The organism is Amycolatopsis sp. NBC_01488 (genome assembly GCF_036227105.1).
Lineage (GTDB): Bacteria > Actinomycetota > Actinomycetes > Mycobacteriales > Pseudonocardiaceae > Amycolatopsis.
The window spans coordinates 6,478,202-6,490,195 of the sequence record NZ_CP109434.1 but is presented as its reverse complement, the minus strand read 5'-3'; the positions used below and the strand labels follow the sequence as shown (position 1 = coordinate 6,490,195).

Annotated in this window: 14 protein-coding genes; 7 read left to right on the top strand and 7 right to left on the bottom strand. The window is 72.0% G+C overall.

Annotated features, from left to right (window positions below; genetic code table 11):
• Positions 1–17: 17 nt before the first annotated feature.
• Complete coding sequence (locus OG738_RS30825; protein WP_329046151.1) at positions 18–899, bottom strand: AraC family transcriptional regulator; 882 nt, start codon at positions 897–899, stop codon at positions 18–20.
• A gap of 63 nt (positions 900–962) precedes the next feature.
• Here OG738_RS30825 and OG738_RS30820 point away from each other — a divergent pair, with 63 nt between their 5' ends.
• Complete coding sequence (locus OG738_RS30820) at positions 963–1,430, top strand: MarR family winged helix-turn-helix transcriptional regulator (RefSeq protein WP_329046149.1); 468 nt, start codon at positions 963–965, stop codon at positions 1,428–1,430.
• Positions 1,431–1,443: 13 nt separating this feature from the next.
• On the opposite strand, the gene OG738_RS30815 is transcribed toward OG738_RS30820, so the two are convergent.
• Complete coding sequence (locus tag OG738_RS30815; RefSeq protein ID WP_329046147.1) at positions 1,444–1,635, bottom strand: hypothetical protein; 192 nt, start codon at positions 1,633–1,635, stop codon at positions 1,444–1,446.
• Positions 1,636–1,717: 82 nt separating this feature from the next.
• Here OG738_RS30815 and OG738_RS30810 point away from each other — a divergent pair, with 82 nt between their 5' ends.
• Both OG738_RS30810 and OG738_RS30805 read left to right on the top strand, forming a co-directional pair.
• A complete protein-coding gene (locus OG738_RS30810) occupies positions 1,718–2,578 on the top strand; it encodes a helix-turn-helix domain-containing protein (RefSeq protein WP_329046145.1) in 861 nt (286 codons plus the stop codon).
• Positions 2,575–3,354, top strand: coding sequence for an SDR family NAD(P)-dependent oxidoreductase (locus OG738_RS30805; RefSeq protein ID WP_329046143.1), 780 nt, complete (start codon positions 2,575–2,577; stop codon positions 3,352–3,354). Before OG738_RS30810 ends, OG738_RS30805 begins: the two co-directional genes overlap by 4 nt.
• Positions 3,355–3,408: 54 nt before the next feature.
• Here OG738_RS30805 and OG738_RS30800 read toward each other — a convergent pair whose 3' ends face one another.
• The 4 genes from OG738_RS30800 to OG738_RS30785 form a co-directional block, all read right to left on the bottom strand.
• Positions 3,409–4,326, bottom strand: a complete 918-nt coding sequence (locus tag OG738_RS30800; protein ID WP_329046141.1) for an ABC transporter substrate-binding protein — start codon at positions 4,324–4,326, stop codon at positions 3,409–3,411.
• A gap of 76 nt (positions 4,327–4,402) precedes the next feature.
• Positions 4,403–5,692, bottom strand: a complete 1,290-nt coding sequence (locus OG738_RS30795) for an NtaA/DmoA family FMN-dependent monooxygenase (RefSeq protein WP_329046139.1) — start codon at positions 5,690–5,692, stop codon at positions 4,403–4,405.
• 119 nt (positions 5,693–5,811) lie between these two features.
• Positions 5,812–6,819 (bottom strand): right-handed parallel beta-helix repeat-containing protein, encoded by a 1,008-nt coding sequence (locus OG738_RS30790; RefSeq protein ID WP_329046137.1) that lies wholly within the window; start codon positions 6,817–6,819, stop codon positions 5,812–5,814.
• Between the two features lie 508 nt (positions 6,820–7,327).
• Entirely contained in the window at positions 7,328–8,350 is a 1,023-nt protein-coding gene (locus OG738_RS30785; RefSeq protein ID WP_329046135.1) for an amidohydrolase family protein, read from the bottom strand.
• A gap of 132 nt (positions 8,351–8,482) precedes the next feature.
• Between OG738_RS30785 and OG738_RS30780 the strand changes: the two genes are divergently transcribed.
• The 3 genes from OG738_RS30780 to OG738_RS30770 all read left to right on the top strand — a co-directional run bounded on the left by OG738_RS30780 (position 8,483) and on the right by OG738_RS30770 (position 10,965).
• Entirely contained in the window at positions 8,483–9,073 is a 591-nt protein-coding gene (locus OG738_RS30780) for an RNA polymerase sigma factor (protein ID WP_329046131.1), read from the top strand.
• Complete coding sequence (locus OG738_RS30775; protein WP_329046129.1) at positions 9,066–9,944, top strand: CU044_5270 family protein; 879 nt, start codon at positions 9,066–9,068, stop codon at positions 9,942–9,944. Before OG738_RS30780 ends, OG738_RS30775 begins: the two co-directional genes overlap by 8 nt.
• 136 nt (positions 9,945–10,080) lie before the next feature.
• Complete coding sequence (locus OG738_RS30770) at positions 10,081–10,965, top strand: S1 family peptidase (RefSeq protein WP_329046127.1); 885 nt, start codon at positions 10,081–10,083, stop codon at positions 10,963–10,965.
• 119 nt (positions 10,966–11,084) lie between these two features.
• Here OG738_RS30770 and OG738_RS30765 read toward each other — a convergent pair whose 3' ends face one another.
• The gene (locus OG738_RS30765) at positions 11,085–11,465 is read right to left on the bottom strand and encodes an ATP-binding protein (RefSeq protein WP_329046124.1); all 381 of its coding nucleotides are present in this window, start codon (positions 11,463–11,465) and stop codon (positions 11,085–11,087) included.
• Between the two features lie 219 nt (positions 11,466–11,684).
• Between OG738_RS30765 and OG738_RS30760 the strand changes: the two genes are divergently transcribed.
• Positions 11,685–11,924: a hypothetical protein gene (locus OG738_RS30760; protein WP_329046122.1), complete on the top strand. Its 240-nt coding sequence runs from the start codon at positions 11,685–11,687 to the stop codon at positions 11,922–11,924.
• The last annotated feature ends 70 nt before the right edge of the window (positions 11,925–11,994 follow it).

The following is an 11,994-nucleotide window of genomic DNA, read 5'->3' as shown; positions in this document are numbered from 1 at the left end:
TGCTGCGGAGCCGCCGTTTATTGCTGGTGCCGCACCGCGGCCCGGTACGCGGAGGGCGAAAGCCCGATTTGGGCGCGAAACGCCGAAGCGAACCGGGACGGCGTCGCGAATCCGCACGCCTGCGCGATTTCGGTGACGGAAAGCCCGCCGCGCTCGAGGTGGCGACAGGCCCGTTCGACCCGGATCCGGGTCAGGAACCGGTACGGCGTCTGCCCGGTCGCCGTCTTGAAGACGCGCAGGAAGTGAAACGGGCTCAGCTCCGCCGCAGCCGCCATGTCCGCGAGCGAGAGCGGAAGGTGGTGGTTCTCCCGGATGAACTGCACGGCCCGGCGCGTCCGCAGCTCTTCGCGGCCCAGCTCACGCGGTCTCGGCGCTTCGGCGTGGCGGGTCAGCAGGTGGACGGCGAGGAACGTGGCCGCGGACTCGGCGTAGAGCTCGTCGGCCCCGGCGAGCGCGGCCGCTTTGAGGGCCTCGGCAACGGAAGCCAGCACGGGATCTTCCACGGAAAGCGCGTCGGGCCGCCCGAGCCGCGTGGCATCCCGGCCCCAGAGATCGAGCGCGGTGCGGTCGATCAGCGCGCCTGGAAGGTGCAGATGCGTCGTGAGGGTCCGATCCGTGCCGCGCCAGCGGATCCGCGTCGGCTGCCCGGGCGCGGTCATCCCGATCGAGCCCGGCCGGTACTCGGCGCGCCGCCAGTGCGCGCCGTGCCGCGACTCGATGGTCTTGGTGCCCTCGCTCATCACCACGATCGTCTGGCCGTCGACGGGCGGCAGGACGCGCTCGGCTTCTTCGGCGTTGTCCAGCAGCCGCACGAGCAGGGCGGACCAGCCGTTGTCGCGGCGGCTGCACAGCCGCACGCGGGCAGCGGTCCCCGGATCGAACGTCAACGCCTCGGACACGGATCGACCCTAACAGCCGCCGGCGAGCTTGTTCGAATTTGAACCGTCGGTAGGCTGGCCGACATGGGTCGCGCGCGGGGGCTGAGCACCGAGGAGCAGCGGGCGTGGACAGCGCTGCGCACGACGTACGCCCTCCTGCACCAGCGCATGGACCACCAGCTCAAGCGGGACGCCGGCCTGTCCCACCTGCAGTACGAGATCCTGGCCCGGCTGGCTGCGGCTCCCGGGCGCGAGCTGCGGATGGCCGAGCTGGCGTGCGCGGTGGCCAATTCCAAGAGCGGGCTGACGTACCAGGTCGGCCGGCTGGCGCAGGCGGGCCTGGTCGGCCGGCGCAGGTGCGAGAGTGACGTCCGGGCGGTCTACGCGGTGCTCACGGAGTCGGGCGCGGCCCGCTTGGCGGCGGCGGCGCCGGGGCAGGTCGCCTTGGTGCGTGAGCTGCTGATGGACGTCCTGACTCCGGAGCAGCTGCGTGCCCTCGCCGACGGGCTCGGCGAGGCGAACCGCCGCATGCAGGCGGCCGAGGACGGCTGATTCGCGGCGCGGGTCAGCGCACCGCGATCGGCAGCAGCATCTCCGCGGCGCAGGGGCAGCGATCCTGCTCGACGACGACGAACAGCTCAGCGTCCAGTGTGGACAGTCCGGCGACGATCCCTGCTCCCGCGCCTGTTCGTACACAGTGGACCGGAGCCCCCGCCCGCTGCAGGAAGGCGGCGGCGATCCCGGGTGCGGCGCGCATCGCGCGAGGACACGGCGGCCCTCGCGCTCCTGGGAGTGACAGGACCAGGCACGGGCGCGCGGCGCGACCTACAGTCGGGGGTATGACCGACGAGCCGAACCTGCTGGGCGATCACCTCCGCGCCCGTCGTGAGCTGCTCACCCCCGCGCAGGCGGGGATCCCCGTCACCGGCGTCCGGCGGGTGCCGGGCCTGCGCCGGGAAGAGGTCGCGATGCTGGCCGGCATCAGTGCCGACTACTACCTGCGCCTCGAACAGGGCCGCGACCGCAACCCGTCGAGGCCGGTCCTCGAATCCCTGGCCCGCGTGCTGCAGCTCGACGAGGACACGACGACGTACCTGATCGGCCTCGCCGACCCGAAGCCGCGCCGCCCGCGACGGCGGCGCAAGGAGACCGTCCCGCCGAGCACGGTCAAGTTCCTGGCCGCGCTGTCGCTGCCGGCGTTCGTCGAGGGCCGCTACTTCGACGTGCTGGCGGCCAACCCGCTCGCCGCGGCCCTGTCGCCGCGGCTGGTCGCGGGCGCCAACCGGCTGCGGGACGTCTTCCTCGACCCGGCCGAGCGAGAGCTCTTCCCCGACTGGGAGCTCGCCACCCGCGACCTGGTCGCCGGCTTCCGCCAGTCCGTCGGCACCGAGACCGACGACCCCCGGTTCATCGAGCTGGTCGGCGAGCTTTCCCTGGCCAGTCCCCGGTTCCGGGAGCTGTGGGCCCGCCACGACGTCGCGAACCGGCGCGGCGCGACCGTGCGGTTCGACCACCCGCTCGTCGGAGAACTGGTGCTGAACCGGGAAAAGCTCCTCCTCAGCGAGACCCCGGGCCTCGCGCTCGCCGTCTACCACCCCGGTCCCGGCACGGATGCCGCGGACAAGCTCGCCCTCCTGGGCTCCGCGGCCCTGCCTCCGGCCACCACCCGCACGACGACCGAACAGGACAACCACGCATGAGCAAGCTCGCCCTCGTCACCGGCGCCACGTCCGGCATCGGCCGGGCGTTCGCCGACCGCCTCGCCGCCGACGGCCACGACCTGGTGGTCGTCGGACGTCGCCAGGACCGCCTCGACGAGTTCGCCGCCACTCACACCGACGTCAAGGTCCGGACCGTGGCGGCCGACCTGGCCACCGACGAAGGCATCGACACCGTCGCGGAGATCGCCGCCGCCGAGCCCCTCGACCTGCTGGTGAACAACGCGGGCGTCGCGCACTACATGCCGCTGGCCGAGCTGCCCGCCGGCAAGGCGCGCGAACTGGTCAAGGTCAAGGTGCTGGCCCCGACGATGCTCGCCCGCGCCGCCGTGGCGGGCATGCAGGACCGCGGCCGCGGCGCCATCGTCAACGTGGCCGGCATGATCGCCTTCAGCGGACCGGCGCCCCACTCGCAGCTGCCCCGGCGCGCGGTCTACGCGGGCACCCTCGCCCACCTGGTCACGCTGTCCCAGACGTTGAGCGCCGAGCTCGAAGGCACCGGCGTCCGCGTCCAGGTCGTGTGCCCCGGGGTGGTCGCGACGGAGTTCCACGAGCGCCAGGGCCTGGACCTGAGCGCGGTCCCGCGGATGAGCGCGGCCGACGTCGTGTCCGCGTCCCTGCGCGGCCTGGACCTCGGCGAGGTCGTCTGCGCGCCCGGCGTCGAGGACGCGAGCCTGCTGGAGACGGTGTTCCGGGCCGAGCTGGCGGCTTTCGGGGGCCAGCGCCCGGAACTCGCGAGCCGCTACCGGACCGCCTGAGCCGGGCCGGCGCCCTCAGCCGCCGGGCGTCCGGCTGCGGGCCCCGGCACTGCGTCAGACGAGGCCCTGCTGCGACAGCCAGTCCTTCGCCACGTCCGCGGCCTTCTCGCCGTCGGAGTCGACGCGCTTGTTCAGGTCGCGCATCCCCTCCGTCGTCAGCTTGGCGCTCACCGCGTTCACCGCGGCCGCGAAGTCCGCGCCGCGCTCCTCGAGCACCTTCTTGGTCACCGCCGGGACCACGTTCTCGGTCGGTACCATGCCCAGGTCGTCCTTCAGCGCGACGTACTTCGGGTCACCGGCCTGCGGGCTCACCGAGTCGACCGGGATGACCGTGACGCCGCCGGAGTCGAGCTGCTGCACCCGCGGCCCGAGCTCCTGGACGGTCTGGAACGTCGCGTTCGTCAGCTTGTAGACGTCCGTGAAGCCCTTGAAGCACGTCAGCCGCTTCTCGCACTCCGGGCCGCCGGCCAGCACGACCTTGTCGAGCTTCTTCAGGTCGCTGATCGACGCGAGGCCCTTCGACTTCGCCAGGTCCGACTTGACGATGTAGGTGTTCTTGTCCTCGGCCGCCGCGTAGTTCAGCAGCGAGACGCCGCTCGGCTCGAGCAGCTTGGCCAGCTGATCGTGTTCGCCCTTGGCGTCCTTCACCGGGTCCTTGCCGAACCCGGCGGCGATCGCCGAGCCCTGGTACTCCGGGATGAACTGCAGCTCACCGGACTTGAGCGACGGGTAGATCAGCTCCCGCGACCCCAGGTTCAGCTTGCGCGTCACCGGGTAGCCCTTGCCCTCCAGCGCCTGCGCGTAGATCTCCGCCAGGATCTGGCTGTCGGTGAAGTTGAAGGACGCGACGACGATCGGCGTCCCGCCCTTGCCCGCCGCGGCGGGCTTGTTGTCCCCGCCGCCGCACGCCGTCAGGCCCAGAGCGGCCACCGCCACCAGCGCGGCCACTCGGATGTTCCGGGTCCAGCCCACGTCCCACACTCCTGTCGTCAAGATCGGACGGTCAGGACCCTAACCAGCCCCACCGACAGAAACCACATAGTGGGAATCACCCGGCGAGGTGCTCACGCAGCGTCGAGCCGCGGTACTCGGTGCGGTACCGGCCCTTGCGCTGCAGGATCGGCACGACGTGGTCGACGAACGCGGCCAGCTCGTAGGGCAGCGTCGATCCCATGATGGTGAACCCGTCGACGGCGCCGGCGTCCTGCCAGGTGAGCACATGGTCGGCGAGTTGCTCGGGCGTGCCGACGAAGTGGACCTGCCCCGCTCCCCCGGTGATCTTGCCCGCGATCTCGCGCAGCGGGGCGTCCGGACGCTCCCGCGCCGCCGCCGCGAGTTGCTGCAGACGAGAAGAGCCGCCCTCGGCCCGCAGCTCGGCGGGCAGCGGGGCGTCCGGGTCGAACGCGTCCGGGTCGAGGCCCGCGGTGTACAACGCGTTCTGCCAGCGGAACTCCGGGCTGGCCAGCTCTTCGAGCCGCGCCGCACGGGCCTTCGCCTCGGCCTCGGTGCCGCCGAGGGTCACCATCAGCGCGGGCAGGACCCGCACGTGCGAGGGATCCCGGCCCGCCGCGACGACCTGCGCGTCCAGCTCGGCGCGGAACTTCACGGCGGCTTCCAGCGACGGCGGCCCGGAGAACACCAGCTCCGCGTACCGGGCGGCGAGCCCGATCCCGGCGGCGGACTGTCCCGCCTGGACCAGCACCGGCCGCCCCTGCGGCGACCGCGGGAACGGCAGCACGCCTTCGACGTCGTAGAACCTGCCGTGGAAGCGCGGCGCGTGCAGCTTGGCGCGGTCGGCCCAGACGCCGTTTTCGCGGTCGCCGACGATCGCGTCCTCGGCCCAGCTGTCCCACGCGCGGGTGACGACGTCGACGAACTCGTGGGCCCGCTCGTACCGGTCGGCGTGGTCGGGGTGCGCCTTTTCGCCGAAGTTGGCCGCGGCCAGCGGGGTGATGGTCGTGACGATGTTCCAGCCCGCGCGGCCGCCGCTGAGGTGGTCCAGCGTGGCGAACCGGCGAGCCAGCTCCCACGGCTTGTTGTAGGTCGTCGAGCCCGTCCCGATCAGGCCGATCCGCTCGGTGACCGCGGCCAGCGCCGACAGCACCGAGATCGGGTCGAACTGCGTCTGCGGCAGGTGCGTGACGCGGTACTCGGCGATCGCGATGTTGTCGGCCAGGAAGATCGAGTCCATCAGGCCACGCTCGGCGGTCCGCGCGATCCCGGCGTAGTACGGCAGCCCGAGCACCCCGCGGACGTCGTCGTCGACGACCCGCCACGCGGACTCGTGGTAGCCGTTCGGCCAGATGAAGGCGTTGAAGTGCAGAGAGTCTGCGGTCACAGCACGGCTCCTTCGATGGTGCCCGCGTCGGCGGCGGCGTGGGGTCCGTCCCTGGTCAACCGGACGGCCGCGAGGCTATTCCCGCGTCCCACCTGCTGAACGCCTCGCGGTGCAGCGGGTCAGCTGCCCGGGGTGACGGGCGTCTTCGACACGCCCTTCCCGCCGGTGGCCGTGTTGGACGCGCCGATGACGTTCGGCGACTTCCGCGAGACGCAGCTGCTCTGGTTCGTCGAGTTGATCCCGTAGCCCTGCGCGTTCGTCAGCGTGAACGTGTTCTTGGTGAAGGTGTTCCCGCAGCCGGTCTGGCCCCACACGTTGTGCGTCTGGAAGCCGTCGAGGTACGGGTGGGTCACCTTGTTTCCCGTGATGAGGTACTTGTCGCCCTTGACGTCGATGGTCGAGTCGCCGGAGTTCTGGTTCTTCTCCCCCGTCCCGTCAAGGGTGTTGCCGGACACGACGCCGTCGTGGGTGCCTTCCTTGATGTCGACGCCCTCGGCCGCCACGTTCGGGCCGATCTTGTTGTCGAGCACCTGGACGTAGTCGCTCGCGTCGGGGTCCTTGCCGCCGTTCGCGCCGTAGCACTCCCAGTTGCTGGTGGCCGAGCCGAGGTACACGCCCTCGCCGTAGCCGGGCTCCTCCTTGCCGGTGTCGGTGACGGTCGAGTTCTTGATCACGCCGTACGCGCTGCCCTTGCGGAAGTGCACTCCTTCGTAGCCGATGTCGTGCACGTTCACGCCGTCGATGGTGACGTGCGTGGCGCCGTCGAGGACGATGCCCTTCTTCGAGGAGGTGACGGTGAAGCCGGTGAGGTTCCAGTAGCTCGCGCCCTGCAGCCACAGGCCGTAGCCGGTCTGGCCGGACGGGCAGTCGGTGTCACCGGGGTTGACCAGCGGGTCGTGCAGCACGGCCTTCGCGCTGCCGACGAGGGTGATCGGCGCCGACGCGGTGCCGGGCCTGGTCGCCACGAACTGGCCGCTGTAGTCGCCGTCGGCCAGCTTGATCGTGTCGCCCGCCTTCGCCGCGGACAGCGCCGCCGAGAGCTGGGCGGCGGTGGCGACGTCGATCGTCGTCGCCGCGGGGTGCACGAGCTGCCCGATCAGGGACAGCGCCGCGAGTGCTTTGAGCATCGGTCCGGTCCTTTCAGCCGAGATTCTCGAGGAACAGGGACTTCGCGGTGCTGGTCTTCGTGTGGTCGGCGTAGTACGGCGTGTCCGCGGCGCCGGCGGTGACCTGCTTGGTCATCGTGTTGAGGAAGAACACGTTGCGCGGACGGTTGTCTTGCGTGACAAGGAAACCTCCGAAAACAGGTCGACGAGACCCGTGGCGGACACGCCGGGCGCGCTCGGCTACGGCGTGCGGGAGTTCGTCCGGGACGGGTGGCCGGCGGGTGCGGCGGACCGCCGGCCCGACCCCGTCCGGGGAAGTTACGGCCGAGCGAGGGCCGTGGATGCGGGGATGCGCTGCGGCGCCGGGGAAGTGCGCGTCCCGGCGGCGGTGCCCGAGGCGCTCGCCTGTCTGGTCAAAGGTCCTCCGTAGCTGACTGGTCTGCACCAGGACTGCTTGAAGGCGGCGGTGCGACGAACATACAACCCGGGCGACCGATAGTAAAGTAACCTTCCCAACACGGAGCGTCCGCTAGCGCGCGACCTCGATCCCGAACAGCGCGGCGGCGTTGCCGTACGCGATCTTGCGGCGGTCCAGCTCGCTGATCGGCGCGCGCTCGATCCACTCGGCGGCCCCGGCGTTCTCCGAGTACGGGTAGTCGACGGAGAACATGATGTGGTCGGCGCCGACGGTCAGCACGGCGTTGATCAGCGCGTGGTCGGAGAAGCCACCGCTGGTGGTGATCCAGACGTTGTCGGCGACGTACTCGGGCAGCGTCTTGCGCGGCCGCTGCCCGAACGGGTTGGCCTCGAACATGTTCTGCGTGCGCCACAGCAGCGCGGGCAGCGCCTCGCCCAAGTGCCCGAGAATCAGCTTCGCCGTCGGGAACCGGTCGAAGTGCCCGCTCAGCAGCAGCCGCACGGCGTGCGACGCCGTCTCGGTGCCGAAGCCCCAGGTCGCGCCCTTCATCTCCGGGTGCCCGGCGTAGAGCGCCTGCCCACCCGGCAGTGACGGCCGCGGGTGCAGGTACAGCGGCACGTCGAGCTCGGCGAGGGTCTCCCAGAACCCGTGGTAGCGCGGTTCGTCGAGGTAGCTGCCGTGCTCGGGGTCGCCGACGTTCGTGTAGCCGTTGACGAGCACGCCCTTGAAGCCCAGCTCGGTGACCGCGCGGCGCAGTTCGGCCGCCGCGTTCTCCGGCTCCTGCAGCGCGACCGCGGCGAAGCCGGAGTAGCGGTCGGGGTGCCGGGCGACCTGCTCGGCGAGGAAGTCGTTCTGCCGGCGGGCTTCCGCGGTCGCGGCCACCGGGTCGACGATGCTCTGGATGCCGGGTGCGGTGAGCGACAGGATCGTGTGCGCGATCCCCGCCCGGTCCATGCTGCCCAGCCGGACGTCGTCGAACTCCCGCAGCTTTTCCATCACCGGCCGGTAGAACTCCGGTGTCACCCCGCCGCGGTCGGACGCGTCGGCGAGCGCTTCCCCGTCGGCCAGGAGCCGGGCGACGCGCTCAGGGTGCTCGTACGCCTCTTCCAGCGCGATCTTCGGCACCACGGTCACCGCCCCCTTCGTGATCTTCCCCGACCGTACCGCCGTCCGGCCGTGACGTGGGTCACTTGCCCCGGCCGATCCGGGAACCCGTTCCGCGGCCGGGGAGAACAACAGCTGACACTGTGCGCAGAAAGGCGGGCGATGACCCCGGAAGACACCGAAGCCGACGACGACGCGAGCGTGATCGCGCGGTCGCGGGCGGAGCCGAGCCTGTTCGCGGTCATCTTCGACCGCCACGCCCGGCACATCCACCGCTACCTGGTCCGGCGCCTGGGCCAGGGCGCGGCCGACGACGTCCTCGCGGACACGTTCCTCATCGCGTTCGCCAAGCGGGCGAAGTTCGACCTGTCCCGGCCGGACGCCCGGCCGTGGCTCTACGGCATCGCCACGAACCTCGTCTCGCGGCAGTGGCGGGCGGAGGTGCGCGAGCTGAAGCTCCGCCTGGCCGTCGGGCCGCCCGCCGTGGACGACGGCCACGCCGACCGGGTCGCCGACCAGGTCAGCGCGCAGGCGCTGGGCGCGGACCTCGACCGGGCCCTGGCCACGCTGCGCCCCCGCGAGCGGGACGTCCTGCTGCTCGTCGCCGCGGAAGGGCTCGGCTACCAGGAAGTCGCCGAAGCCCTCGCCATCCCCGTCGGCACCGTGAAATCCCGGCTCAACCGCGCCCGCGGCCGCCTCCGCGCCGAACTCGGCCCCCTCGACCTCGTGAAGGAGACCTCCCGTCATGGATGACCTCGACCTGATCCGCGACCGCGCGGGAACCGTCGGCTTCGCGCCGCCGGAGCGGCTCGCCCCGGCCAGGGAACGCCTGCTCGCCGCGGCGCGCGGCGAACGACCGCAGCGGTCCCGCCGCTGGTTCTGGGCCGCCGGCGCCTCGATCGGCCTTGCCGCGGCGATCACCGCGGTCGTGGCGCTCGCCCCGGCCGAGCAGGTGGGCCTCGGCGTCGGCGTCGCGAACGCCGACCCGGTGCGCGTGCTGACCGAAGCGGCGAGCGCGGCGCTCCAGGTACCGGCCAAGGCCCCGCGGCCGGACCAGTTCCTCTACGTGAAGACGGAGTACCCCGGCCACCACACGCGCGAGATCTGGCTGTCGGTCGACGGCACCCGCGACGGCCTGCTGGGCAAGGACACCAAGTTCCCCGGCTGCCGCGACGGCAAGGCGGCGATGTACGGCACGAACGACCCGAAGAAGGAAGGCAGCCTGGAGGACTGCACGCCTTCGCCCGCCTACCGGACGGACCTGCCGACGACCGCCGACGCGATGCTGGCCTACCTGAACACCCACCACAGCGGCGAAAAGGGCGACACCAACGCGATGGGCAAGGACGTCCTCGTGCTGGCCGACGAGCAGGCTCTCCCGCCCGAGACCTACGCGGCGTTGTTCCAGGCGGCCGCGAAGGTGCCCGGGCTCGAGGCGCTCGACCACGTCACCGACGGCGCCGGGCGCCCGGGCGTCGGGATCACCTGGACGAACCCCGCCGACCCGCCCGGCTTCAAGGGGATCGTGCTGGTCTTCGACGCCAAGACGCACCAGTTCCTCGGTACGGAAGACAGCGCGGTGACGGTGAAGACCTTCGTGGACGAAGCGGGGCAGCGTCCCTGAGCCGCTGCTCAGGCCGGGTCTCGGCGGTCGTGGAAGGTCACGAACGCCGAGACCGGCTCGCGCGTCGACGGCGTCCCGCGGGCGCAACTGAGATCCTCGCGCAACCATTCCGCGCTTTCATCCGTGCATTAAGGGTGTGAGGACGATTTCGGATCGACGGCGCCGCTTCCGCGCGCGGGCCGTGGCCGTCGCGGTGCTGGTGGGGGCCGGTATCGCGTTCGCCAACGCCGCCACCGGCGCGCCCGCGGGACCCGCCCTGGCCGCGGCTCTCGCCGGGCACAGCCTGCCCGACACCAGTGCCCTGGGCCGCGACCCGGCACCCGCACCGCCGCCACCCGCACCCTCGACGCCCGCGCCGGCGCCGATCCTGCCGTTCAACGCGAAGCTGACGTCGGACGACATCCCGGTCCCGGGCGGCGGCGTGCGCGACGGCGCCTGCAGCGGCTCGCTCGTGGCGCGGCAGTGGGTCGTCACGGCCGGGCACTGCTTCCACGACCTGAACGAGAACCGGATCGGCGGCCGGCCGCCGTACACGATGACCGTGACGATCGGACGGCTCAAGGACAGCGACCCCGGCGGGCACACCGCGGTCGTCGTCGACGTCCGCCAGTCGCCGGTCAACGACCTGGCGGTGGCGAAGCTCAGCGCACCGGTCGACGACATCGCCCCGGTGCAGCTGGCCTCGACGCGCCCGTCGGTCGGCGAGGAGCTGCAGTTCGCGGGCTGGGGCTCGCACTCGGCGACCGTGCTCGGCCCGTCCGACCACCTCAAACGCGGCCACTTCCGGGTTTCGGCGATCGCCGGGTCGACCCTCGAGGCGCTGCCGATCGGCACGCGGACGGTGGACAACGGCCCGTGCCCGGAGGACTCGGGCGGCCCGTTCTTCGTCTCGGACGACGACGACCACACCGGCCGCCTGGTGGCCATCGTGAACACCGGGCCGCCGTGCCCGCAGGCGGGGCCGGAGACGATCGCCAGGGTCGACGTCGTCGCGGCCTGGATCCGCGCGCAGACCGGCTGACCGCAGCCCGCACCGCACGGCGCACCGTCACGGCGGCGTCGCGTCGGCTCGCGGTCGCCGTAGTGCTCGCCGTGCGGGCCGAGCTCATCGTCCTCCGCCGCACCTGAGCGGCGGAAACGTCACGAGACGAGCGGAATCTCCGCCCACACGGTCTTGCCGCCGTCGTCGCGGTGGAAGTGCCCGCGCCGGCCGGAAGCGGCGGCGACCAGGGTGAGCCCGGTGCCCGCCGGGGCCGTGCCGGGCACGACCGGGTCGAACCACGCGGACCCGCCGGCGTCCTCGACGCCGATCCAGATCGCGGCGTCGGCGCAGATCAGCCGGGCGCGCAGCGGCCCGGCGGCGTGCCGGACGGCGTTCGTCGCCAGCTCGCCGGTGATCAGCACGGCGTCCGCCGTCACCTGCTCCGGCACGTCCCCGGCGGCCAGCTGTGCACGCACCCACGACCGCACCAGCCTGATCTGCGCCGGCTCCGCCTCGAACTCGAAACTCTCCCGCGTCACGTCTTCGGCACCTCCCCCGGAAAGGTCTTCCCGCACCCCGGATGACCGGCCGGGGGTCCCTTCACACGTGGATTAGCACGAACGGACGCACCCGCTCGGCACCCGCGTGCCATTGACCGGGCCATACCTGCCGCTCACCGCAGCCGGGGCCGCCGGGCTGTTACAGATCACGGCCGGTGCGCGACACCACCGTCGAGCATCACGGGGAGAGCGGGGTCGATGACGGGCGAACGACAGGTGCGGCTGCGGCTGGGGACCCGTGCGGTCTCGATCCCCGCCGGGCACGGCCGGGAAGTCGTCGAGTACGCCGGGGTGAGCGTCCTGCGCGTCGAGGACGGCGACCCCGTCGAGCACGCGTGGATCCCGATCGGGACGTGCCCCAGCTACGCCGACGACGAAGCGCTGATCGCGGCCTGGCACGCGGCGCTGCAGTGGACGAAGTCCGCCACCGGCGCGTGAGCTGGCCCACACCTGTCACACCACGCTCGAAAGCGGTGTCTCCATGCCGAACCCGGCACAGAAGGAGACA

Coding starts and splice junctions, on each gene's coding strand:
- OG738_RS30820 (WP_329046149.1), top strand. CDS start 963: ATGGGTCGCGCGCGGGGGCTGAGCACCGAGGAGCAGCGGGCGTGGACA.
- OG738_RS30815 (WP_329046147.1), bottom strand. CDS start 1,635: ATGCGCGCCGCACCCGGGATCGCCGCCGCCTTCCTGCAGCGGGCGGGG.
- OG738_RS30810 (WP_329046145.1), top strand. CDS start 1,718: ATGACCGACGAGCCGAACCTGCTGGGCGATCACCTCCGCGCCCGTCGT.
- OG738_RS30805 (WP_329046143.1), top strand. CDS start 2,575: ATGAGCAAGCTCGCCCTCGTCACCGGCGCCACGTCCGGCATCGGCCGG.
- OG738_RS30790 (WP_329046137.1), bottom strand. CDS start 6,819: ATGCTCAAAGCACTCGCGGCGCTGTCCCTGATCGGGCAGCTCGTGCAC.
- OG738_RS30780 (WP_329046131.1), top strand. CDS start 8,483: ATGACCCCGGAAGACACCGAAGCCGACGACGACGCGAGCGTGATCGCG.
- OG738_RS30775 (WP_329046129.1), top strand. CDS start 9,066: ATGGATGACCTCGACCTGATCCGCGACCGCGCGGGAACCGTCGGCTTC.
- OG738_RS30760 (WP_329046122.1), top strand. CDS start 11,685: ATGACGGGCGAACGACAGGTGCGGCTGCGGCTGGGGACCCGTGCGGTC.